Below are 25560 nucleotides of genomic sequence, written 5' to 3'. Positions count from 1 at the left end.
TATTTTTTTCGTCTTTTTTATGAAAAAGTGGATTGAAATGCTTCAAAATACGGCTCAGATGTCCTTAAATACGGATAATGTTACCCTTTTATTGTTAAAATAATAATTTTTAAAGCAATAACTTGTAATAAGTGAGAAATTATTAGTAATTTTGCACCGCTTTTAATCAAATAGCTATACTTACGTTTGTTATTTGTGAAAAATTGTACCAAGTGAGAGAACGGTGGGTTTGTCAGGCGTGCAACATATTTTTTTATATATGCAACCGTTTACTCCAACGAGAAAAAAATAATTATTAATAATTTATAAACAACAATTGAAACAAACAAGAATGAGAAGAATTTCCCTATTGCTTGTCTCTCTGATTGTGTTGACTGTCCAAACAACCTTGGCGCAAACCTTTAGCGTCAAGGGAACGGTTATGTCTGCTGATGACAATGAACCGCTGATTGGTGCAACCATCCTTCAAGAGGGTACAACGAATGGTGTAGTGACCGATGTTGACGGAAACTATACCATCGAGGTGAAGGACGCTTCTAAGGCTACGCTGGTGATTTCATACATCGGTATGGTGACTCAGAAACATCCTGTCAATGCACAGACGAAAACGCTGAACATTACGCTTACTTCTGATTCCAAAGTGATGGATGAAGTCGTGGTTGTGGCGTATGGCGTTCGTAAGAAAGGAACCATTGCGGGTTCCGTGTCTGCTGTGAAAGCTGAAAAAATTGAAAATGTCCCTGCGGCAAGCTTCGACCAGGCTTTGCAAGGACAGAGTACTGGTTTGCAGGTCATCAGTTCTTCTGGTGAACCAAGCAAGGCGGCTACTTTCCAAATCCGTGGTACAAACTCTATCAACTCTGGTAAGTCACCACTTTTTATCCTGGATGGTGTGCCAATTTCCAGTTCTGATTTCAATACTTTAAGTCCTAATGACATCGAAAGTATTTCTGTATTGAAAGATGCTTCTTCTACTTCTATCTATGGTGCCCGTGCTGCTAATGGTGTGGTTGTAATCACATCTAAGCGTGGTCTTTCTATGGATAAGGCAAAGGTTACCCTCCGTGCTCAGTATGGTTTCTCACAGTTGGCTCAGACCAACTGGTCTATGATGAATACCGATGAGCGTATCCAGTTTGAGAAAGAAGTAGGACTGGATGCTGGTAAGGATTACAATCTCCTCTCTAAGGTAAATGTCAACTGGCTTGACGAGGTGTTCAATGATGCGGCTCCTTTGCAGAGCTATGAACTTTCCGTGAATCGTGCTACTGACCGTTTGAACTACTATGTTTCTGGTGGTTTCTATGATCAGGATGGTATTGCGCAGAATTCTACCTTCCGCCGTTACAACATCCGTACCAATGCAGATGTGAAGGCGAGCAACTGGTTGAAGATTGGTACCAACACCATGGCAGCTTACGAGGAGGCCCAGCAGGCAGACGATGGTTCTTATACCACCGTTACCCCAATTTCAGCTTGCCGCTTCATGCTTCCATATTGGAATCCATACGCAAAGGATGGCAGTCTTGCTTCTCTTGCAGCAGGCAACTGGGCTGGTACGAGCGAGAACCCTATCGTATATATGGCAAAGAATCCTATCAAGAACAAGAAGTATAAGATTCTCTCTACTATGTATGCAGAGATTTATCCTATTGAGAATTTGACTATCCGCACTCAGTTTGGTGCAGATTTCTCTCACTCTACCGCATTCATGCAGTCTTTCCCAAGTCTCTCTTCTAACAACGGACAGGGTCTTGCGGCTCGCCAGAGCAGCGATATGCTCAATTTGACTGAGACTACAACAGCCAACTATCGTTTCACCTTGAAGGATATCCATTCTTTCAACGTGATGCTGGGTCAGGAGGCTGTCGATTATCATTCAGAGGGATTCAATGTTTATTCCAGAGGACAGAATAATGACTTGCTGACCAATATTTCGTCTGGTACACGTGCCAGCCGCTGGTCTGACTCTTCTTCAGATTATTCTTACTTGTCATTCTTCATGCGTGGCGAGTACAACTATAAGGAACTTTATTATGCAGACTTCTCTCTCCGTACCGATGCTTCTTCCCGATTTGGTAAGGATCATCGCTGGGGTACTTTCTGGTCTGTAGGTTTCATGTGGAATGTGAAGCAGACTGAATGGCTCAAGAAGTATAACTGGCTGAGCAACGCACAGTTGGCAGTCAGCACAGGTACTTCTGGTAACTCAGAGATTCCTAACTATTATCACCTCGCATTGGTGAGTGGTGACGCCAACTATGACGATACAGCTGGTCTCTATCCTTCACAGAGTGGTAATGAGGAATTGGGTTGGGAGTCCACTTGGGCAAGCAACTTTGCTTTGCGTCTTGGTTTCTTCGACCGTATCAACTTCAGTTTTGAGGCTTATTACAAGCGCACTTCCAACATGCTGATGCGTGTGCCAGAGTCTTACACCGTAACTGGTGAGGGTTATCGCTGGAAGAACGTGGGTGTGATGGCTAACAAGGGTATCGAGTTGAGTGCTGACGGTGATGTAATCCGCACCAAGGACTTTACCTGGAATGTAAGTGCCAACGTATCTTACAATCAGAACCGATTGAAGGAACTCTATAACGGTGTAACCGAGTATGTAAACTCAACCACCGGTTTGAAGTATGTAGTAGGTCACTCAGTAAGCGAGTTCTTCCTGAACCGTTATGCAGGTGTGAACCCAGCAAATGGTGAACAGCTCTGGTATGACAAGGATGGTAACGTGACCAACGAGTTCCGTGAGAGCGACAAGGTGATGATGGGCAAGACCTACGATGCACCTTGGATGGGCGGTTTCGGTACCAGCTTGCGCTGGAAGGGCTTGCAGTTGTCTGCTCAGTTCAGCTGGATCGGTACACGTTATGTTATCAATAACGACCGTTTCTTCGAGGAGAGTGGTGTAACCTTCGGTACAGCTTACAACCAGTCTAACCGCTTGTTGTATGACCGCTGGAAGAATCCAGGTGATATTACCGATATCCCTCGCTGGGGTGAGGTTAACCAGTTGGATGACCGTTACTTAGAGAACGCTTCTTTCTTGCGTATGAAGAACCTCAGTTTGTCATACTCTTTGCCACAGAGTCTGTTGAGCAAGACCAAGTTCTTCTCTTTGGTAAGAGTCTATGCTCAGGCACAGAACCTCTTCACCATCACAGGCTTCAATGGTCTTGACCCAGAGGTTTCATCCAATGTTTATCAGGCGCAGTATCCAGCATCACGCCAGTTTACGCTTGGTGTAGAACTGTCATTCTAAACAAAGAAAGGAGATAATAATAATGAAGATTAAACATATTAAGACATATATACTGTCAGCTGTCCTGACCTTGTCTTTTTCTTCCTGTCTTGACAAGTATCCTGAGGATTCTATCCGCATGGATGAGGCTATCAATACAGTGGATGATGTAGATAAGCTGGTCTATGGAATCTATGACAGTTTTAAGAGCAGCGCATTGTACTCGGGCAAGTTGACACTCTTGCCAGACTTGCAGACAGACTTCGTGTATTGTGTGAAGGGCTACTCCAATACCTATGGCGATATCTATCGCTGGAAGGATATCAAGCCTACCAATACCGACATCGAGTCTGTATATGGTGCCCTTTATGGTGTTATCAATAGTGCCAACTTCCTGCTTGACAATGTAGAGAAAGTAAAGCTCAATACCACCAGTGATACAGAACAGGACAGGTTGGAGCAGTATCAGGGTGAGGCTTACTTCGCTCGTGCCTTGGCTTATTCTGAGTTGATCAAGATGTTCTGCAAGGCTTATGATAATGATGAGCAGGCAGAGAAAGACCTGGGTGTGGTACTCACAGAGCATTATTACGGCAATGAGCCACAGAAGCGTGCCAGCTTGAAGGCTTCATACGAGTTCGTATTGAGAGACCTTGATAAGGCTACAGAGTATCTGAAGTTGGAAGATGACTTTACTGGAAGTCTCTACAACGAGATTTACTTCAATGAATATACTTGCCATGCCTTGCGTGCGCGCGTATCCTTATATATGCATCGCTGGGATGATGCCATCAAGTATGCTTCTAAGGTTATCGGCAGCAAATATTATACATTGGAGAAGGCGTCTTCTAAAACCTATTCCAGTCAGGTGAACGACTATAAGTACATCTGGACTTATGGTGATTCCCGTGAGGCTATCTGGAAGGTTGGTTTTACTGTAAACAGTTATGGTGGTGCCTTGGGTACTATCTTTGATAACTACAACTATGTAACTTATCGTCCTGACTATGTGCCAGAGACTTGGGTTATCAATTCATACGACAGCAACGACCTTCGTGCTGCAGCCATCTTCACCACCCGTGTGACAGGTTATGAGCACGGATTGCAGTGGCCTTTGCTGAGCAAGTATTTTGGTGATGCAGAATTCCTGAACAGTAACATCCTGCATGTTCACCAGCCAATGGTATTCCGTCTCTCAGAGCAGTATCTGATCCGTGCTGAGGCTTATGCCATGAAGGGTGAATATGGCAAGGCAGGTAAGGACATCTCTACCTTGCGTACAGCCCGTTACTCATCATACGGTGGTAATACATCCATGAGCGAGAGCAATGCCATGAAGATTATCGAGGCAGAGCGTGTGAAGGAACTCTATATGGAAGGTTTCCGTCTGAACGACCTCAAGCGCTGGCACAAGGGATTCGAGCGTAAGGCTTCTGATCAGCCTGCTGCCAACTTCGTACAGAGCAACTTGAAGGTAGAGAAGGATGATCCACTCTTTGTCTGGCCAATTCCACAGCATGAGCTGGAAGCACCAGGTTCAGAGATAGAGCCTAATGAAAGTAATAAATAACGGATTATTAATAAAGAGACGATCATGAAGAAAATAATGATGAGATGTTTGGCAGCAGTTGCTGTACTCATCGCTCTTGCGAGCTGTTCGCAGGATTTTACTACCTATTCTGGTCCGAGTCATATCATGTTCTCTGATACGCTCTATCAGTATCCAGTACAGGAAAACAACGAAATCTTCAATGTTCCTGTATCGGCTACAGAAAAAGTGGATTACGACCGCACCTTCGGTGTGGAAGTTGTTGACAAAGAGAGCAATGCCATCGAGGGTAAGCATTATCGTGTGCTCAACAATACTGTCACTATCAAGGCGGGCGAGATGGTAGGAAATGTGCAGGTTCAGGGTATCTATGATAATATCGGAAAGACGGACTCCTTAGGTTTTACGCTGAAACTGGTGATTCCTGAGAAGTACAACTGGACTGAACTCTACAAGGACTATACTCACGTGGTGATGCAGAAGGCTTGTCCTTTCGATATCCACAATTTCTCTGGTTGGTGTATGGTTACTTCTACTTTCTACAGTCAGTATCTGAACAACGTAACCAACCGTCTGATCAAGACTGAGGTGGTAGAAGGTGAGGAAAATACGGTACTCCTGAAGGATGTATATTATAAGGGATATGACCTGAAGTTGAAGTTTAAAACAGGCAACCTTCTGGAGCCAAAGGTAGAGATGGACGACCAGATAGCCGGTGAGACCGGTGAGGCGTTCGGAACTATCTATGGAGATGGCAAGTTGCGCATCAGCCAGCCTTCTCTCTATACCTCTTATTATAATACCTGCCAGAACTATGTATTGCAGTATGTCAACATGAGTGTCGATAAGAAGGACGGTACATCATTTGGTAATGTAGGAACCTTCATCACCATGTTTGAGTGGATAAGCGATGCAGAGGCAGAGAGACTCAAAGAACAAGGTTATTAAGCCTTTCGGGTGCTTATATAACGCAGATATATTCAAGAAAATAATAACAGAATAACAATATGAAAAAGTTAATTTCAAGATATTGGCTCGTACTTGTGGCGCTGGTTTCAGTGACCTTGTTCACCGCTTGTTCCAGCGACGACGATGCCGTAAATCCTGTATTTCCACAGGTACAGACTATCGCAGGTGCTGCTGGCGATGTGAAAGAGTTTTCTTTCGATGCCAACCAGAACTGGAGTCTTTCTTCTAATCAGATCTGGTGTAAGATCTCTAAGGTAGAGGCTCAGAATGAGAATCAGGAAGAGGCGAAGGCTGCTGTAAAGCCTGGTTTCGTGCTCAATGGTGCTGCTGGTAAGCAGACTATCCAGGTAACTATTACTGACGATGATGCCAGCAAGGACTTGAGCGTAGCTCAGTTGAACTTGAAGATGGGCGGTCAGGAAGTGACTATTGCTGAGATTCAGCGTTCTGCTGAGGGCTATGATCTCAAGGTTTATGATGCGTTGGGCAACGATATTACTGAGACCGGTATTATTGTAGGTTACAAGAATGTTGCAGGTCAGCCTATCTACAACAAGTTTACTGTTAAGTCAACCTATCGTTTTGCTGTGACCAACACTCCTGCTTGGGTAGAGTTGGAAGGCGGTTTCCTGGTAGGTACCCCAAATAATGAAGTTGTAGGTGGTGCTGCCTTCAAAGAGGGTCAGGGCTTGAATGCTAAGTATGCCATTGCCAAGGAGGCTAACTACACCATTACTTTTGCTTCTGAGGATGGTAAGGCCGCTGTGACCGTACCTGTTGTCTATAATGGTATGACCACTCATACGATGGATATTACTTATCCTACTTCATCACAGTGGGCTGTATGGAATGTTTCTATGGATGGTAAGGTATTCACACAGAATGGTTCAAGTCTTAATGGTGATGCTACCAATGTTTTCACTTTCCACAACTTCGTTCCATTCCAACTCAACACATTAAATGATGATTATCAGCTGGTTGTCTTCGAAAATAAGAAGGAAGGTCTGTTCGAGGATGAATCTGGCGCTGTGAAGTTGCAGGGTGAGAAGGGTGATGTCAAGCTTACTGTTGCTCCATTGGCAAGCGGTAGCCGTGAATTACTGGTTTATGCATTGCCTAAGGCTGTATATGAGAGCTTGGAGAATGGTCTCGACGATATGTTGGAGAACGAGTTCACTACTGTAAAGAGTGATTATGACCGCTACTTCCTGATGGATGTTGTACAGAAGGAAGAAAAGAAGGGCGATTCTGAGGTTACTGCTCCTATTGTTACCAGCATGGGTATGAATGTAGATTGTGCCTTGACAACCAATGATGACTTTAAGTCATATGCTGAGGGCTTTTTCAATTATACTGGTAAAGAAGTATTTGAATCAACAGTTTATGGTGGTTATGTAGCCATCTATCCTCAGATTGACGGATGGAATCCTACAGCTGGAGCAAAAGTAGTCATTTACGATGGTACAGGAAACTCTGTTGAAAACTATGAGGTAGGACAGGACGATAAGGGTATCTATGTTGGCTTGAATGCCGATGAGCTTACTTATCCGATCTTTGCTGGTTTCAACAACATACAGGGAGTATGCCAGCGAGTAGTCTTTATCAATAATATGGGATTTAGAAGCAAGAGAAAGTAATGAAGACATTCAGAAAATATAGTAAAGCACTCTTGTTGCTCTTGGTCACGATGCTGACCTTTACTGTGACAAGCTGCTCTGACGATGATACCGAAGGCTGGGACGGTACATACGGATATGTGCAGTTCAAACTCAGCAAGAAGGTTTCTTCAAGAGCTACTCGTGCTGCTGCCCTTGACAAACTTGAGAAATTGGATGATGCCAAGAAAATCAAGGTGGTCATGGAGCATAATGGTACGACAGTATCTCAGACTTTGGTGCTCAATTCTTATAATTCAGAGAATGCTGAGTATGGTCTGAGAAGTGAAAAACTGCAACTTGCCTCTGGTACCTACACCGTCATCGGTTTCTATCTCTATGATGCTGTAGATGAGGAGTTGTTGGCTTCTTCTGCCGGCGAGACCTTCACCGTTGTTGGTGGCGGTCTGGAAGTACAGAACCTCATGGTGGAGACTGTGGAGCGCGGTAAGGTGAAGTTCAATCTTGTCAAGGAATGGGAGAAGACCCGTGCCGGTAATACCGAGTATCTCTTCTCTAATATCCGATTGATTGATATCAGCGTAACCAACCTCTTTACCCGTGAGACTTTCACTTTCCCTGGCGTTAAGGTGAAATACAAGGAGGCAAGTGAGGAGCATCAGAATCCTGATGATGAAAACGATAAGTATATGGAGGTGGGTACTGCCTACTGTGATTCTACTGTATGGCTTCCTGCTGGTACTTACCAGGTTACTTCTTATACGACTTACGGTCAGACTGGTGCGGTGAAGACCAAGTACGAAACCCAGCCTGTAAAGGGTGAGGCGTTTATCGTAGAGGATAATCAACTGAATGATAAGGCTCAGGTGCCTATCCTGCTCTCCAAGACCAAGGAATACATCAAGGATTATGAGGCTCTGAAGGCTATCTGGGAATCTCTCCAGGGTAAGGAGTGGAGCTTCTATGGCGATGCTACTTTCAAGGGTGCTAACTGGAACTTCAATAAGGAACTCGATATGTGGGGCGACCAACCTGGTGTTACACTCAACAGCAATGGTCGTGTCATCGGTCTCGTCATCGCTGGTTTCGGTGCCAAGGGCATCGTGCCAGATGCTATCGGACAGCTCACAGAACTTCAGGTACTCAACCTTGGTTCTCATGATGAGAAGATTGGTGCCAACATCTTCAATAATTACGATGCCAATAGTCTGAATGCAGCCAAGAAGAGCACTATGCGTCATGACTATGAGACCAAGTTCTTGAAGTATGACCCACGTGCCAATATGTCGGATATGATTGTAGAAAGCTACAACTCAGACCCTAAGGTAGCTCCTAAGAACAGAATCAAGAAGGATGGCCGTATCAACCTGAAGGATGCTCAGATCGGTACATTGACCAACAAGATTACAGGTGTATCTAAGGCCATCTATCGCCTGACTAAGTTGCAGCAGTTCTATATCGGTAACTCTTCTATCACATCCGGCGAGGTTTGTGCGAAGTTCTACAATGCAGACGATGCCGTTTATGGTAAATTTGCTCAGGAGTTCAAGGAAGAGGATTGGGACAACATGGCCAACCTTACCGATATCGAGCTTTACAACTGTCCAAAGATCAGTCGAATTCCAGACTTCTACTATAATCTCCCTAATTTGCAGGCGATGAACTTGGCTCGATGCAAGGGCATCTCTGCTAATCAGTTGAGAAATGATTGGACTCGCTTAGCTGCGGAGAAGACAGGTAAGACTCTCCAGATTCTCTATATGAGTTACAATAACCTGGAGGAGTTCCCTGAGTATTCTGCATTGAGAAAGATGGTAAATCTCGGTTTGCTCGACCTGGCTTACAATAATATCAAGAAGGTACATCCGTTTGGTTCTGAGGTAGCTCTCTCTTCTCTCTATCTGAACAACAACCAGATTGAAGAGATTCCTGCTAATCTCTGTGCCTTTACAGATGATGTGGAAAGTCTGACTTTCGCTCATAACAAGTTGAAGAAGATTCCTAATATCTTCGATGCAAGTTCGGTTCGTGAGATGGGTTCTGTGGATTTCTCTTACAATGAGATTACTGGTGTAGATACAAGTCATGGTACCTATAAGGGTATTAATGCAGCTTCAGTCAGTCTGTCAAACAATAAGATAGAGAAGTTCCCTTCTGAGTTGTTTACAGCAGGTTCTCCAATCACAACCATTGATTTGAGCGGTAACGAGTTGCGTACGATTCCTAAGGGTTCTATCAGCGGTAAGAAGGCTTATCTCCTTCAGGTGATTGACCTCCGATTCAACAAGCTGACATCACTCTCAGATGATTTCCGTGCAACTACATTGCCATATATTACCAATATGGACTTGAGTTACAACTGCTTCACAACGGTGCCAACCCAACCATTGAACAGTGCCGTACTCCGTGCATTTGCCATCAATCATCAGCGTGATGAGCAGACCAAACAGCGTTGTCTGCGTACCTGGCCAACAGGTATCACCACCTGTCCAAGTCTGATTCAGTTCCAGATAGGTTCTAATGATATCCGCAAGGTAGATGAAACATTGACTTCTCACCTTTATATTCTGAACATCGCTGACAACCCTAACATCTCTATCGATGTAACCAGCGTCTGCGCATATATCAAGGCAGGTATGTATAAGCTGTTCTACGACAAGAATCAGGACATCCGCGGTTGCGATGCTTTGGATCTCGAAAATTAAACGAAAAGAAAGTAAGATAATATGAAATATATTAATAAACTTACATGGCTCCTCGTTCTGGGTGCTGGTCTGATGACCGCATCCTGCAGCGATAGCGATGATGTAGATATCCCAGGCGGACTCTCCATCGACAAGGAGCAGATAGAAATAGGAGCTCAGGGCGGTAGCGAACAGCTTGCCATTGCTGCCTCACAGAATTGGGTGGCTAACGTGGATGAGCCTTGGCTGATGCTCACTCCTGCCAATGGCGTGGGTTCTACTACTGCAACTGTGGTAGCAGATTCTACTCTGATGAACGGACGCCGTACTACCGATATCTCCTTTATCGGCGATAATGGTCAGCGCCGCACCGTTTCCGTGGTACAGTTTGGTTATGGTAAGCAGATTGACATCAAGGAACCAACTGTAGAAATCGAAAATTCAGAATCATACGATAAGCGTGCTTTCGAGAGTTTGATTTCTGCCAATGTGGAATGCAAAATCGGTAAGATAGAGTATTCTTTCGAAGGTGACATGACTGATGCCGAGAAGGCAGAGAATGAGAAAGAACGTGAAGGCTGGCTCCTGAATAGCAAGGATGAGGATAAACTGACAGGTACCAATATCGGAATCGTCCTTGATAGAAAGGCTCGTCCTCGTAGCGTCAAATTCAAGTTCCGCTGGGCGATGAATGTTGTTCCTGCTGTTCGTGTGGCAAAGGTTCACTTAGTACCGGTAAAGGCTGAAGACAAACTGGTGGATGCAGATGGTAATCCTACCGATGATGTCATCCTGACAGTTCGACAGAAGGCAGCCTTGAAAATTGAGGATAATCGTGCTGGAGACTCTTTGTCTATCATCATGATCAATCAGAAATTAGGTTGTATGGCTACCTTCGATACCAGCGACAATATGCGTAACTGGTCGAACGTGACACTTTGGGAGGCTACTGATGCCTTCGTAAAGAGCCATCCTGAGGCTTTGGGCCGTGTGCGCTCTGTGAAGTTCAGCATGTTCAACCTGAAGAGTGGAGAGTCTCTTCCTAAGGAAGTTGGCAATCTGAAATACCTGGAGTCTTTCTCTCTGGCTGCCAATGAGAACAACCAGATTCGTGAGGTAGAGGTTGGTGAGGATATCTGTGAATTGAAGTATCTGAAGAACCTGACTATCCAGGCGTATGGTATGACCCACTTGCCAGCTAACTTCATCAAGTTGGGTAAGTCCTTGGAGTCACTCAATCTGGTAAGTAACAACTTCAATAAGTTGTCTGACATTACGAATGTAGTGAATGAGAAGAACTTCCCTAAGTTGCGTAATCTCATCCTCTATGCTCAGCGTCGTACAGATGTAGCTATCGATCTTTCAAAATTGGAAAAGAACGGAAATAGTGACTATATCTATAATACTTACCCTATCGGTATGTATGGAAAGGTCAGCAAAGGTACCAGCGATCGTCAGGCTCTTCTGAAACTCCTTACATGGGAAAAACTGAATTCCCTGGAGTTGTCATACTGCTTCCTGGAGGGTGAACTTCCAACAGATGAAGAGATGACTGAAGCTTTGGAGGCTGCTGGCAAGGCTACCCGTTACAGCAGGGCAGACTTCTCTACCAATAAGGCAGATTATCTCGACAAACTGGTAGGTGATACCTGTAAATGGTTGCTCTCTGGCTGGGATAATCCAGTAACCTGCAAGCACAAGGATGGTTCTGTAGTTTATGAGGATGTTTATCCTCTTCAGGTGCCACGTGTATTGCCTAACTGCCGTCAGTTGTCACTCAACCTCAACTTCCTGACTGGTGCGGTGCCAAAGTGGATTCTTTATCATCCACATCTGGTAGAATGGACTCCTTCTATCATGGTATTCAACCAGCAGTCTAAGGGAAAGAACAGCGATGGCGCTGCTGTTGGTTTCTCTAATATGACAGAGGATAGCTTCAGTTTCGATTACTTCTACGGAACCAGCGACCCTGGTAATAAATGGGAGGTTCCAGGGGTAGCTTATCCGCTCTATTATCGTACTTATGTGGCTGCAGGTGATGTTGATGAGGCTTCCGTGCTTGCCAAGTACAAGAGAAACGTAACTTTGAAAAGATAATTTCTAACAATATAGAAGCAAACAATGAAGAAAAAGTTTTTCTATATAGCAATGGTCGCTTTGGCTTTGACAGGTTGTGCAGACAACCTGTCGGGCATCGACTCTTCTGATGGCAAGACCAACGAGGTTGTCATTCCTGCAGATGCTGAGAATGGTGAATTGTTGATTAAGTTCAGTCCTGAGATGAGCGATATTCTCGACCAAGCACAAAGCACAATGACGCGTGCTGGTGTAGCAGGTACCCGTTCGGGTATTCCTTCTACAGATGAGGTGCTCGATATTCTGGGCAGCTACAGCTTCAAGCGTGTGTTCCCTGTGGATGAAAAGACAGAGGCTCGTACTCGCGAGGCAGGTCTTCACTTGTGGTACACCGTGAAGTTTGACAAGAATACTGATTTGAAGGTTGCTGCAGAGCGATTGAAGCAGCTTGGTGAGATTTCCAAGGTGCAGACCAATGGCCGTATCAAGCGTGCCTACAAGACTGACAGCAAGCGTATCTATCTGAATGAGAATGCACTCAAGGCTAAGGCTGCTACCCGTGCTGTAGCCGATGGTACACCCAATGACCCTGGTTACGCTTTCCAGTGGCACTATAACAACCTGGGTGAAGGTAATTATGCTTTCGAAAACCTGAATGATAATCATGCTGGTGCCAAAGCTGGCTGTGATGTCAATGCAGCAGAGGCTTGGAAAACCTGTACAGGTGATCCTTCCATTATCGTAGCTGTACTTGATGAAGGTGTGATGTACACTCACCCTGATCTGGCTGCCAATATGTGGTGTAACCCTGGTGAGACTACTCAGGGAGCCAAGACTGATGGCGATGGTAATGGTTATGAGGGCGACCTTCACGGCTACAACTTCGTAACCGAGAGTGGCGATATTACCTGGACTGATGCCAACGATTCAGGTCATGGAACTCACGTAGCAGGTACAATTGCCGCAGTCAATGGTAACGGTATTGGTGTTTGTGGTGTAGCTGGTGGTGATGGTACTCCTAATTCTGGTGTGAAGATTATGTCATGCCAGGTGTTCTCTGGTCAGAATAGTGTAACTTTAGCAGGAGAGGCAAGAGCTATCAAATATGCAGCCGACAATGGTGCGGTGATTCTCCAGTGCAGTTGGGGTTACAACTCTTCAGAGTCAAGTATCATCAATGGTTATACTCCTGGACCAGCTACCGAAAAGGAGTGGGCTGAGACTTATCCTTTGGAGAAGGAGGCTTTGGATTATTTCATCCACAATGCCGGTTCTCCTAATGGCGTCATTGATGGTGGTATTCCTGTTTTTGCTGCTGGTAATGAGTATGCAGGCAATCCTGCGTTCCCTGGCGCTTATTCCAAGTGTGTATGTGTAGCTTCTGTTGCTGCCGACTATACGCCAGCTTGCTATACCGACTATGGTACGCTCGTTACCTTGAGTGCTCCTGGTGGTGACTTGGAATATTACGGCAAGATAGGTGAGGAAGAGGATGAGTATTGGGCAGAGACTGCTGAACAGAAGGGTGCTGTGCTCTCTACTTTGATTCAGAATGGTAAACCTGCATATGGTTATATGGAGGGAACTTCCATGGCTTGTCCTCATGTTTCTGGTGTGGCTGCTCTCGGTTTGGCATACGCAGTCAAGCAGCATCGTCATTATCGTGCTGCTGATTTCGTGAGTCTGATGAAGAAGGCTGTCAAGGACTTGGATGGCTATTATGGTAATGGTGCTACCAAGATTTATTATATGAACCATACTACAGTGGGTGCTTCTCCTGAAATCGTCAACCTGTCTAAGTATATCGGTAAGATGGGCGCTGGTCTGATTGATGCAGCTCAGCTCTTGAATCTTGTTAAGAATAAGGATTACAGTTCTGATATGAAGTTGCCTAATATCTATGTGGCGCTCGACAAGGTTTCTACCTTGAATCTGCCAAGTTACTTTGAAGGCGTAGAGAGTGGATACACTTGTGCTGTTGGTGATGCCAATGTGGCTTCTGCTACGATAGAAGGTACTACTCTCACCGTAAAGGGACTTGCTGTAGGAAGTACTACTCTGACAGTATCAGTTGGCGGCAAGCAGCAGACTGTGAGCATTATAGTTCGTAAGAATGCCAGCAACAACGGTTGGATGTAATCTAAAAGATAATTACTGAGATGGGAAAGAGATTCACGATGATCTTCATTGCTCTCAGCCTGATGAGCATGAGTCAGGCTTGGGCACAAAAACTCAAGTTTGACCAGCAGCTCATCGATGCCGGTACGATGACCGAGGATGATGCGCCACGAACCTATTCGTTTGTAGGTAGAAACGTGAGTGGTAAGATGCTGGAAATATCCCGTATTCAGACCACCTGTGGTTGCACCAAGTCGAGTGTCAGTCAGATGAGACTACAGCCAGGTGATAGCTGTAAGATAGAATTGACGTTTACTCCTCATGGTTATCCTGGCACTATAGACACCCGCGCTTTTGTCCATCTGAAGGATTCGGACAGAGAACCGGTCACAAAGATTGGACTGAGGGGCATGGTTCTTCCAAGTGCGGATGTCTGGTATCGCTTCAAGTATAAGATGGGCGACCTGAGACTGAAGCAGGCTAAGGTAACATTCAATGAGGTGACGGCAGGTATGAAGGCTGAGGCTCGCATTCTCTGTGGCAATAGCGGGAAGAAACCGCTGAAGATCAGCAGTCTGGTGCTTCCACAGTATGCACAAGTGAAAACAGAGCCGGAAATCATCCCTGCTGGTGATGAGGCAGACTTGGTGATTACGCTGGATGTGGATAAAATCCCGCCGATGATGAAGCCGAATTTCACTTTCCCGATTATTCTGGAGGGTGTGGACGCCAAGCCGAGTGACCGTACGATTATGGTCGTAGTGAATCGCAATCAGTAATGATAAATCATAAGAAAAGAAAGAATTAAAGAATATGAAACATTTAATCAAACTCTTCACCCTGTTGGTGGTTATGCTCCTTTCTGTGGGTTTCGTATCTTGTAGCAGCGATGATGATGAACCTGCAGAGCAGCCGATAGCTGTGACTCCTGCTAATCTTGATGGAGTATGGAAAATGACTGCCTGGAACAATGGTCAGCCAATGCCTGAGGGCACATATTGCTATGTGGTTTTCCATCGCCGTGATAATACTATGGAGATGTACGACAACATGAACAGTATGTATGCAGTTCATACTACCGGTTCCTTCTTTGTGAAGCAGGATCCATATTTGGGTTATATTGTTGGCGGTACCTACGATAATGGTGTTGGTGATTGGAACCAGCAGTATATCGTGAGCAATCTTTATAAGAGCGGTTCTATGATCTGGACTGCCAAGGATGATGCTAACGATGTTTGCCGCTATGAGCGTTGCGGCGAAGTGCCAGCTGAGATTATCAAAGAGGCAAGTGATTTGAAAGACTAATATAACCAGGCTCTTTAGTTTTTTGAAGACTGATCTTATTTTTTTGAAAAACTATCATAGAGTTTTATATTAGCTCAGCATACCAATAAAAGAGACGTATGGGTGATTTCTTTCACTCGTACGTCTCTTTGTTTTTCCATTTTCCATTTCTCCTTTCTCATTTTATTTCCCTTTCTTTTGGCGTTTCGAGATAAATATTGTATTTTTGCGGCAGGATAAGGGTGGTGCTCTTATTGCATCATTTTCTGTCAAAATCGATATTGTACAAATTATAAGCGAAAACGAATGAAGAATGCAATCTATTATAGGTGTATGTTAGTGGTACTGTTTCTGGTGAATAGTATCCAGGTAAGTGATGCCCAATCTTGGCAGGAATACCTTGAACAACTCAGTGAACAGGAGGAATATGAGGATATGAATTGGGAAAGCTATGAAGATGTTCTGGAGGGATATGCTGAAAATCCGATCAATCTCAATACCGCTACCAAGGAAGAGCTGGAACAGTTTCCCTTCCTCTCTGCCCAACAGATAGAGGATATCCAGGCCTACATCTATCAATATGGTGAGATGAAAAGTCTGGGTGAACTGGCGATGATAGAAAGTATCAGTTGGTATGAGCGGCAGTTGCTTTGTTGTTTTGTCTATGCCGGGGAAGTGAAGAGGCGTTCTTTCCCTTCTTTTTCCCAAATAGCAAAATATGGAAAGCATGAAACGGTGGCTGCCGTAAAGGTTCCTCTTTATGAGCGAAAGGGAGACAAGGATGGGTATTGGGGTTATCCTTATAAGCATTGGTTGCGTTATCAGTTTCATTATAGTGACTATGTAAAGATGGGCTTTGTGGCTTCGCAGGATGCGGGAGAGCCGTTTTTTGGTGGTAAGAACAACTTGGGTTATGATTTTTATTCCTATTATCTGCAGATACGGAAATGGGGCAAGTTGAAAAATCTGACTTTGGGTAAGTATCGTCTTCGGGAAGGTATGGGACTGATATTAAATAATGATTTCGGTTTCGGAAAACTCTCCATGCTCTCGTCATTGGGGCGCATGGGAACTTCCATTCGCACACATTCTTCAAGATATGCTGCTAATTATCTGCAAGGAGTTGCAGCCACGCTGAATGTTTGCAAGGGATTGGATGTGAGTGCCTTTCTATCTTACCGCAAAATAGATGCTACGGTAAAGAAAGATTCTATTTCAACGATTGTAACTACAGGAATGCATCGCACGGAGAAGGAAATCGAGAAGCAAGGCATCGCTTCTGCTTTTCTGTTGGGCGGTAATCTGCATTATACTAAGAATGGCTTTCATATCGGTGCTACGGGCATCTGTTATTCTTATTCCTTGCCGCTTCATCCCAATAAATCCCAACTCTATAAGCGCTTTGCTCCCGAAGGCAAGAACTTTTGGAATGCAAGTATCGACTATGGTTATATTTCTCATCGGCTCACGCTGCAGGGAGAGGTGGCGACGGGAGATTGTGGAGTAGTAGCTACGGTCAATACGGCGAGTTATCTGCTTTCAGAACAGTTTTCGGTCTTGGCTCTTTATCGTTTTTATCCTTATTGTTATTATGCAATATACAGTAATAGCTATAGTGCTGGCAGCAGCGTGCAGGATGAAAGTGGCTGCTATGTGGGACTGCGATGGTCGCCTTCTTCTAAATGGGTATGTGATATTTATGGGGATGTGGCTTATTTTGCCTGGCCGAAATATCGAATGAAGGGGAGTTCTTATGCGATGGATTATTTGGCGAGCATCATCTTCCAGCCTTCCCGCTCTCTCCGTCTTGGCGCCCGTTATCAGTATAAGCAGAAATATGATGTTACTACGCAGCGAGCCCGCCTGTATTGTGGAATCGAAAAAGGAGCATGGAGCAGTAAAACTCAGGTGGATGCCACCTTCCTGTCGCAAAACTACGGAATGATGGTCAATGAATCTATGGAATATCGCTTTCGGTGGCTGAGGCTGAATGCTTTCTTGGGCTATTTCCGTACCAAGGATTATGAGAGTCGTGTCTATGCTTTTGAACCGGGATTGCTTTATACGATGAGTTTCGGTAGTTATTTTGGTGAAGGTATCCGATGTGGACTGCGGGCGAAGGCTGAAATCGGAAAGCATTGGGTGCTGGTTTGCAAGGGAGCCATGACGAAATATTTCGACCGCAATCATATTTCGTCAGGATTACAACAAATCAATGGCTCTGCTCAGACTGATTTGGAAATTCAGGTGAAATGGAAGTTCTGATGAATTACTGGTGAATGATTGTGTTGCGAAAAGCAGTTCTGAAAATCCAATAAATACTCTGTTGGGGAAATAATATCAGGTGGATTTCATAAAAGATGAGGTTTGGGCTTGGTTGTTTAAGATTTTTCTTGTATTTTTGCAGAAAAACAGATTGATATGAAAATAAACATCGTAATACCTTGCTATAATGAGCAGGAGGTTTTGCCTAAGACCCTGGAAGTTTTGGGGAATTTGGTGGCGAAAATCAAGGCAGAGACGGGTGCTGAAACCAATTTGCTATTGGTGGATGACGGCAGTCGCGATACTACCTGGCAACTCATCCGGGAAGGGGCAGAAAAACATTCGTACGTGAGAGGAATCAAACTTTCTCATAACCGAGGGCACCAGAATGCACTCTGGGCAGGTATGGAGGCTTCCATCGACCATTGTGATGCGATGGTGAGCATCGATGCGGATCTGCAGGATGATGAGAATGTAATCATCGATATGGTGCGCCAGGTGCAGGAAGGCAAAGATATCATCTATGGTGTGCGCAAGGAGCGTAAGACAGATACTTTCTTTAAGCGCTTTACCGCCCAGGCTTTTTATAAGCTGATGCAGAGTGTGGATAAGGAGACGGTTTACAATCATGCCGACTTCCGTATGATGACGAATCGCACGCTGAAGGCGCTGATGCAGTATCCAGAGCGCAATCTTTTCTTGCGTGCCATTGTTCGCCAACTCGGTTTCCAGGAGGGCTTTGTTTATTACGACCGCAAGGCGCGTGAGGCAGGCGAGAGTAAATATCCGCTTACCAAGATGCTGAGTTTCAGTATCGATGGCATCACTTCATTCTCTGTAGCTCCTTTGCGTTTCATCACCTTTGTAGGATTGCTGATGACATTGGTGTCTTTCATCATGATTATCTTTGCGCTGATAGAACATTTCCAGGGCAAGACGATACAGGGTTGGACTTCCTTGCTTGTTTCCCTCTGGTTCATCGGTGGCATTATCACTACTGGCGTGGGTGTTACAGGTGTCTATATCGGAAAAATCTATACCGAGGTAAAACGCAGACCGAGATATTTTATCGAGGAAAGAGTATAATTCATATTGAAATCATAAAAAATAAGAAGGGGTGTGTCGTGGATTTATGACACACCCCCTCTTTTGAAATATTTTTTTTAGTTGCAAGCCAAATTAGCGCTTGTTTTCACGAAACGGTAGAAACCTACGGGGCAGCGGGTTTCTGCAGTTCTCGGAATCTCCCATACCTTTTCGAAAGTATAATTCCTGCCATATTTCTCCGTGAAAATCTGGATATCATCATTTGATACCATCACGATGCCGTCTTGTGGAAGTGTCTTGTCGAACTGCTGGATCTTGTCGCCTAAATAGAAGTTGAGGCTGAAGAAGTGGAGCATATCGATTGACATGTAGGAATAGAGCTTGGATGTATCAAACTTCTTTTCTATTACTGGTGCCCAGCGCTTGTCGGCCTTGGTGTTGAGCACAGTTGGCTGAAGCGTAGAGTCCAGTATCAAGAAGAGGCTGATGATGGTAATCAACGTATGACCTACGATGCTGCCAGTATGATTCCTGCGGAGTGATTGGAACGTAGCATAAATGCCATAAATGCACAATATGAAGAACAGATATCCTATGCCTTCTGCGATACTCTGAGGTCCTTTTTCCAAAGCATGGAGCATGGCTGCGTTTTCTGCTGCATGTCTGCCGTGGAAGATAGTGTCAGGTATCAATCCGCATGAAACTGCGATTCTTGCTACGATAAGCAGGATGGCGAGCGATGCTATTACCCCTCCATATACCTTGAATGCTCCCATCTTCTCCTTCATCATCCAAACGATGTATTCAGCGATGAGATAAGCCATGAACGGATAGCAAGGCAGCAGGTAAACGCTTCGCTTGCTCTTCGGGATGCAGTAGAAGAAGAGTACCAGGAGGAAAGCAAGCCAGGTGAATACCTGGAGCGAGGTAGCCTTTTTCGCATTCTCTACAAACTTACTCTTGGAGAATTTCTTCCAGGGCAGGATAAAGAGAGAGAACAATAATAATAAGGTATAAGGCAGCCAACCGGTGATGAGCGTAAGCAGATTGTACCAGGCAGGGTTTTCATGCGACTCGTAGGCCATCTTTCCCATAAAGCGGTCGATATTCTCTTCCTTTACCAGTTCCAGGAACTCGTTGCCACCCTGGAGATAGGCGGCATAGTACCAGCAGAATGGGATGATGAGAGAGAGTACCGCAGTTGCTGCCATTCGCCAGACGATGCCCCAGAAATTTTCTCTCTGTGTGAGCATGAAGACACCCATCACAAAACAAGGCAGGATGATGCCTACTGGTCCCTTGGTCAGCGTGGCGCCACTCATGCAGAGGATGGCAAGCCAGGGCAGTTGATGTTTTCCCTTTTCCCACCAACGGTAGAGCAGATACATGGCTCCCACCATGAAGGCGGTGTTCACCATATCCACACGGCAGTTGATTCCTGCACGATGCACTTCGAAAGCAGTCAGCGTGAGGATGGCTGCGATGAGACTCGTCTGGGTATCCTTGCGCTTGGCAAAGAATATAAAGCCGCCGATGGTCATCAATATCAGCGATACAGCAGACGGCAGACGGGATGTGAATTCGCTTACGTGTCCGGCAAAGAGCGAGAAGAAGGCGATGCACCAGTGGAAGAATGGTGGTTTGTAAGGAATATCGCCTCCATTATTGATAGGCAATATCCAGTTGCCATGCTCCAGCATGGTGTAGGCAACTACAGCCTCGCGAGGCTCTCCCTTGGTATTGAATTCGGTAAGCCCGAGGAAAGGAACCAGCATCACGATAGCAAGGATGGTGACAATCCACAGGGCTTTGTTGTACTTGATGTTCATGTCTTATCGAAGTCTTATTATATGATTTTGGCTGCAAAGTTACATATAATTATTTGTTTATAGATAGAATAAGGCGGGAATTTTTGCTTTTATTGGGATATAATTATTAACTTTGCAGCCGATTTCTAAAGTAGAATAAAAATGAAACGATATTTTAAGGTCTTGGGTTATCTCCTTTCAGTGCATGTATTGGCATTGCTGGTGATGACTCTGTTCAGATTGGTGGAATTTATCGCCCTGCATGGCATGATAGTAGATGCAGGGGCGAGTAGGGTGATGGCATTTGTCAAGGGTGTATGGTTTGACAATGTCATCGCTTGTTATATTTCGGTATTGCCTGTGGCTGTGCTCCTTGTTGCTGCCAGCCTGGGGTGGTGTCATCGCCGTTTGCTGCGTGGCATCAACATCTGGTATGCGGCATGGTTTGCCATCGCCTTCATGCCTTCGGCAGCCAATACCCCTTATTTCCAGTATTTCTTCAAGAACATCAATTCCAGCATCTTCGGGTGGTTCGGCTATGTAGCCACCACATCGGGCATGCTCTTGCAGGAGTCTTCCTACTGGCTCTATATCGCCCTCTATTTCGTGTTCACGGGGGTGTTTATCTATGCGCTTATCCGCCTGCGCCGCTACTACGAGGGACTCTTCCTTCTGCCTAAGGACAATATGCACCTGGTGCAGGTGGGAGCACGTTTCCTCATTTCCCTGGCTCTGGTAGGTGCCTGCCTTTTCGGCATCCGTGGCAGAATGGGCTATAACCCTATCAAGGTGAGCCAGGCTTATTATTGCGAGGATTCTTTCCTCAACCAGCTCGGCATCAATCCGGCATTCAATCTCCTTACTTCTGCGCTCGACGATATGCGCAAGGAGAACAAGGAGTTGCATCTCATGACATACGCTGAGGCTATTACGAATACCCGCCAGTGGCTGGGTATCGCGGGAAAGGTGGATAGCACGAATATTCTGAAACGTGAGGTGGTGAACGATTCCCTGATGATGAAGAAGAATCATCCTAACGTGGTGGTAATATTGATGGAGTCGATGTCGGCAAACCTGCTGGGCACTTTCGGCAATCAGCAGCCGCTCACCCCAACGCTCGATTCGCTCTATCATCATTCCCTGGCGTTCACCCACTTCTATAGTGCCGGCATCCATACCAACCATGGCATGACGGCTACGCTCTACAGCTTCCCTGCTCTCATGTTCCGCAACCTGATGAAGGGAACGGTAACTCCACGCCGCAAGGGTATCGCCACGGTGTTGAAGAAGTATGGCTACGAGAACATGTTCTTCATGACTCACGAGGCACAGTATGACAACATGAAGGCTTTCTTCCAGACCAATGGCTACGATGACATCTTCTCTCAGGAGAACTATCCTAAGAGCGAGGTGGTGAACAGCTTTGGCGTGAGCGACCATTTCGAGATGGGCTATGCCCTCAACACCATCAACCAGAAGGCGAAGACGGGCAAGCCTTTCATGGCTACCATCCTCACCGTGAGCAATCATCCGCCATATATCATTCCTGATTTCTTCAAGCCGAAGACCAAGGAGAAGGAAACGCAGATAGTGGAGTATGCCGACTGGGCGATAGGCGATTTTCTGAAGAAGGCAAGCCGGGAGCCTTGGTATAAGAACACGATATTCCTGATTCTGGCAGATCATGGCAAGCTGGTGGGTAAGAGCGAGGGCGAGTTGCCGCAGTCTTACAACCATATTCCGCTCATCATCTTTGGTCCGGGCGTTCCGCAGCAACAGTATGCCGGTTTGGGTATGCAGGTAGATGTAATGCCTACGCTTTTCGGCTTGATGAATCTGAATTATGAGTACGAGGGCTTCGGTGTGGATCTGCTGAAGCAGCAGCGCCCGATGGTATTCTATTCGGCAGATAACCAGATTGTAGCAAGAGACCATCAGCGTTGCTTCGTCTATAATCCGTCGATGAACCGCAGTTTCTGCTATGATGTGTTGCCGAATGGCAATCTGAAGGAAACCAAGCAGGAATCTAAGTTCCAGGATTTGAAGAACTATGTCTTCTCGAATATCCAGGCAGCAGAGTATATTGAGCGACATCAGCAATAAAAAAACGATATTATCAGAAACAGTAATCCCCCATCACGCAGCCAAAGCGTGATGGGGGATTAACTGTTTATATAGTTTTTCTATTCTTCAGGGACTTGAAGTTTATTCTCTGCAAAGTTACAAAATTATACCCAAAGGTATTATACCCTAGGGTATAATTTATGAAACTATATTTTTATCAGACGAAGAATCGCTGTTTCTGCAAAAAAAAATGGCTTTAAACAACATTGTTTTAAACAACCTTGTTTAATTTGTTTTTTTTTTGCTATCTTTGCAGAGGATTTGCTGCACTCGGCAATTTGAAAGCCAGCTTTCATTGCGCTCGTTTGCAATTTCTTTGCAAAAGAAAAGCTGTATAGTATAAAATAAGGTAGTATTTATGAGAAAAAGTAAAGAAGCTCCGTTTGTGTTCGGTGTTCGTGTGGAGGGAGATTCCTTTACCGACCGTAGAGAGGAAACAGAACGCCTGAAGGCGAACTTTACGTATGGAGTGAATACGATATTGATTTCGCCTCGTCGTATGGGTAAGACTTCATTGGTGGATAAGGTGTGTTCGCTTGTAGAGAGCGAAGACATCAGGATAGCTCGTATAGATGCCTTTGGCTGTCGCTCTGAGAATGATTTTATCAATGCTTTTGCCACGGCCGTGGTTCGGGCTACTTCTTCAAAATGGGAAGAATGGATGGAGAATGCCAAGGTGTTCTTAAGCCGTTTCGTTCCGAAAATCAGTATCGGACAAGATCCTTTAACTGATTTCTCTTTGGCGTTGGAGTATAATACAGGTAACAATACTACCGAAGAGGTTTTGAGACTTCCGGAAATGATAGCTCGGTCTAAAGGTTGTCATATCGTAGTCTGCATCGATGAATTTCAGCAGATAGGCGATTTCCCTGATTCATTGACCTTCCAGAAGAAGCTCCGTAGCGTATGGCAATTACAGAGCCATGTATCTTACTGTCTTTATGGAAGCAAGAAACACATGATGGAACAGATGTTCCAGAATGCCAGTTACCCATTCTATCGCTTTGGAGATTTCTTCTATCTGAACAAGATAAGCGAGAAAGACTGGGTGGAGTATATCTGTCAGCGTTTCGAATCTACCGGCAAGCATATCTCGGAAGAGTTGGCTCGTGAAATCTGTCTGGTAACAGACAGATATTCTTCTTATGTACAGCAGTTGGCATGGTTTGTATGGTTGCGAGTACAGGATGATTCTGTAGCTACAGAAGAGGACTTGAAATATGGAATAGACAGGTTGCTGGATGCTTGCGAGCCCTTGTTTATCCAGCAGACCGAAGACCTTTCTGCCTATCAGATGAATTTTCTGCATGCTATTATCAATGGAGTACATACAGGTTTCACGCAGACAGCGATATTGGAAACCTATCGCCTAGGTACTGCCGCCAATGTAACTCGTCTTAAGAAGTCCTTGATGGTGAAAGATCTGATTACGATTCCTGCTCCTAAGCATCTGGAAATGAGTGACCCCATCTTGGCGTTGTGGCTCAAGAGAAGAGTTTGGAAGGAATCATAAAGAAAAAATCTCTTCAGCAAAAGTATATGAAAATCAAAGATATACTTGGAATACTGAAGGGATTTTATGATGAATTACTTGAACATAGCCAATGCTTTCTCTATGATTGGCGCCATGTCGTAATACTTATATTCGGCAAGGCGACCACCAAAGATAACATCCTTTTCCTGATCTGCCAGGTTCTTATATTGAGCGTATAGTTCGGAATTCTCCTTATCATTTACTGGATAATAAGGCTCCATGCCATCCTTCCATTCTGTAGAATATTCTTTGGAGATGACGGTCTTAGGACAATTGTAAACCTCTGCACCAAACATTTCGAAGTGCTTGTGTTCTATCACTCGGGTATATGGTACTTCTCGCTCAGTATAATTTACCACGGCATTTCCCTGATAATTAGGGCAGTCGATGATTTCCTGTTCGAAGCGTACGGTGCGATAGTTGAGTTTCCCGAACTGATAGTCGTAGAACTGGTCTATTTTTCCTGTGAAAACCAGTTTCTCGGCTATTTCCTGCCAGCAGTCTTTAATCAGTCCAGCTTTCTGGGAAGCCTCTTTGTTCTCTGCTAATTTTTGGATGTTGTCTGCAAAGAAATCCACGGAAGTCAAGGTGTCGATACCTTCGAGCAAGCCGTCAATCAGTTTGTTGTAGCCACCTACCGGGATGCCCTGATACTTGTCGTTGAAATAATTGTTGTCGAAGACGAGTCGTACTGGCAGGCGCTTGATGATGAAGGCAGGCAGGTCGGTACACTTACGCCCCCATTGCTTCTCGGTATAACCTTTGATGAGTCGCTCGTAGATATCTTTACCGATGAGTACCTGTGCCTGTTCCTCCAGATTGCGCGGCTCGCTTACGCCGTCAGCCTTCATTTTGGCTACAGCTTCCGCCTTCTGTTCATCTATTTTGGCTTGTGCTTCTTCAGGAGTGGTAACGCCCCACATCTGATAGAAGGTATTCATATTGAAAGGCAGGTTGTATAGCTTGCCTTTATAATTGGCCACAGGCGAGTTGGTGTAGCGGTTGAACTCAACGATAGAGTTGACGAAGTTCCACACCTCTTTGTTGGAGGTATGGAAGATGTGGGCACCATACTTATGCACATTGATGCCCTCAATATTCTCGCAATAGATATTTCCGCCCAGATGTGGTCGCTTATCTATCACCAGACAAGTTTTTCCTTGTTTATGGGCAAGGTGGGCGAATGTGGCTCCGAAGAGTCCGGAGCCAACTATAAGATAATCATATTTCTTCATACTT

At 45.1% G+C, this 25560-nt stretch carries 15 protein-coding genes and 1 pseudogene; 14 read left to right on the top strand and 2 right to left on the bottom strand.

Annotation, left to right across the window (positions count from 1 at the left end; all coding sequences use genetic code 11):
* The first annotated feature begins 331 nt into the window (after positions 1-331).
* The 12 genes and pseudogenes from KUA50_RS11475 (at position 332) to KUA50_RS11425 (ending at position 18894) form a co-directional block, all read left to right on the top strand.
* The gene (locus tag KUA50_RS11475) at positions 332-3268 is read left to right on the top strand and encodes a SusC/RagA family TonB-linked outer membrane protein (protein WP_218456043.1); all 2937 of its coding nucleotides are present in this window, start codon (positions 332-334) and stop codon (positions 3266-3268) included.
* Positions 3269-3290: 22 nt separating this feature from the next.
* The gene (locus tag KUA50_RS11470) at positions 3291-4817 is read left to right on the top strand and encodes a RagB/SusD family nutrient uptake outer membrane protein (RefSeq protein WP_218456044.1); all 1527 of its coding nucleotides are present in this window, start codon (positions 3291-3293) and stop codon (positions 4815-4817) included.
* A 24-nt stretch (positions 4818-4841) separates the two neighbouring features.
* Positions 4842-5744 carry a DUF4984 domain-containing protein gene (locus KUA50_RS11465; protein ID WP_218456045.1) on the top strand — a complete coding sequence of 301 codons (903 nt, stop codon included), beginning with the start codon at positions 4842-4844 and terminating at the stop codon, positions 5742-5744.
* A gap of 59 nt (positions 5745-5803) precedes the next feature.
* On the top strand, positions 5804-7402 hold the full coding sequence (locus KUA50_RS11460; RefSeq protein WP_218456046.1) for a DUF5003 domain-containing protein: 1599 nt from the start codon (positions 5804-5806) through the stop codon (positions 7400-7402).
* Positions 7402-10086 carry a DUF4458 domain-containing protein gene (locus KUA50_RS11455; RefSeq protein WP_218456047.1) on the top strand — a complete coding sequence of 895 codons (2685 nt, stop codon included), beginning with the start codon at positions 7402-7404 and terminating at the stop codon, positions 10084-10086. The genes KUA50_RS11460 and KUA50_RS11455 overlap by 1 nt, the downstream gene beginning before the upstream one ends.
* 21 nt (positions 10087-10107) lie before the next feature.
* Positions 10108-12162, top strand: a complete 2055-nt coding sequence (locus KUA50_RS11450; protein ID WP_218456048.1) for a BACON domain-containing protein — start codon at positions 10108-10110, stop codon at positions 12160-12162.
* Between the two features lie 24 nt (positions 12163-12186).
* Positions 12187-12708 (top strand): annotated as a pseudogene (locus KUA50_RS16920) (subtilase family N-terminal domain-containing protein); the annotation flags it as partial.
* A 198-nt stretch (positions 12709-12906) separates the two neighbouring features.
* The gene (locus KUA50_RS11445) at positions 12907-14280 is read left to right on the top strand and encodes a S8 family serine peptidase (protein ID WP_413777463.1); all 1374 of its coding nucleotides are present in this window, start codon (positions 12907-12909) and stop codon (positions 14278-14280) included.
* A gap of 20 nt (positions 14281-14300) precedes the next feature.
* Positions 14301-15038 (top strand): DUF1573 domain-containing protein, encoded by a 738-nt coding sequence (locus KUA50_RS11440; RefSeq protein WP_218456050.1) that lies wholly within the window; start codon positions 14301-14303, stop codon positions 15036-15038.
* 34 nt (positions 15039-15072) lie between these two features.
* Positions 15073-15564, top strand: a complete 492-nt coding sequence (locus KUA50_RS11435; RefSeq protein WP_218456051.1) for a lipocalin family protein — start codon at positions 15073-15075, stop codon at positions 15562-15564.
* A 285-nt stretch (positions 15565-15849) separates the two neighbouring features.
* Positions 15850-17808 (top strand): helix-hairpin-helix domain-containing protein, encoded by a 1959-nt coding sequence (locus KUA50_RS11430; protein ID WP_218456052.1) that lies wholly within the window; start codon positions 15850-15852, stop codon positions 17806-17808.
* Between the two features lie 156 nt (positions 17809-17964).
* Positions 17965-18894 carry a glycosyltransferase family 2 protein gene (locus KUA50_RS11425; RefSeq protein WP_118116010.1) on the top strand — a complete coding sequence of 310 codons (930 nt, stop codon included), beginning with the start codon at positions 17965-17967 and terminating at the stop codon, positions 18892-18894.
* A gap of 77 nt (positions 18895-18971) precedes the next feature.
* Here the strand turns inward: KUA50_RS11425 and KUA50_RS11420 are convergent, their stop codons facing one another.
* Positions 18972-20684, bottom strand: coding sequence for an ArnT family glycosyltransferase (locus tag KUA50_RS11420; protein WP_218456053.1), 1713 nt, complete (start codon positions 20682-20684; stop codon positions 18972-18974).
* A 141-nt stretch (positions 20685-20825) separates the two neighbouring features.
* Between KUA50_RS11420 and KUA50_RS11415 the strand changes: the two genes are divergently transcribed.
* Together KUA50_RS11415 and KUA50_RS11410 are read left to right on the top strand one after the other, a co-directional pair.
* On the top strand, positions 20826-22766 hold the full coding sequence (locus tag KUA50_RS11415; protein ID WP_218456054.1) for an LTA synthase family protein: 1941 nt from the start codon (positions 20826-20828) through the stop codon (positions 22764-22766).
* Between the two features lie 379 nt (positions 22767-23145).
* Positions 23146-24300 (top strand): AAA family ATPase, encoded by a 1155-nt coding sequence (locus KUA50_RS11410; protein WP_218456055.1) that lies wholly within the window; start codon positions 23146-23148, stop codon positions 24298-24300.
* Positions 24301-24374: 74 nt separating this feature from the next.
* Here KUA50_RS11410 and glf read toward each other — a convergent pair whose 3' ends face one another.
* Entirely contained in the window at positions 24375-25556 is a 1182-nt protein-coding gene (glf, locus tag KUA50_RS11405) for a UDP-galactopyranose mutase (RefSeq protein WP_218456056.1), read from the bottom strand.
* Between the last annotated feature and the right edge of the window lie 4 nt (positions 25557-25560).

This window comes from Segatella hominis, assembly GCF_019249725.2.
Taxonomy (GTDB): Bacteria; Bacteroidota; Bacteroidia; order Bacteroidales; family Bacteroidaceae; genus Prevotella.
This window is presented reverse-complemented; position numbering and strand designations above follow the sequence as displayed.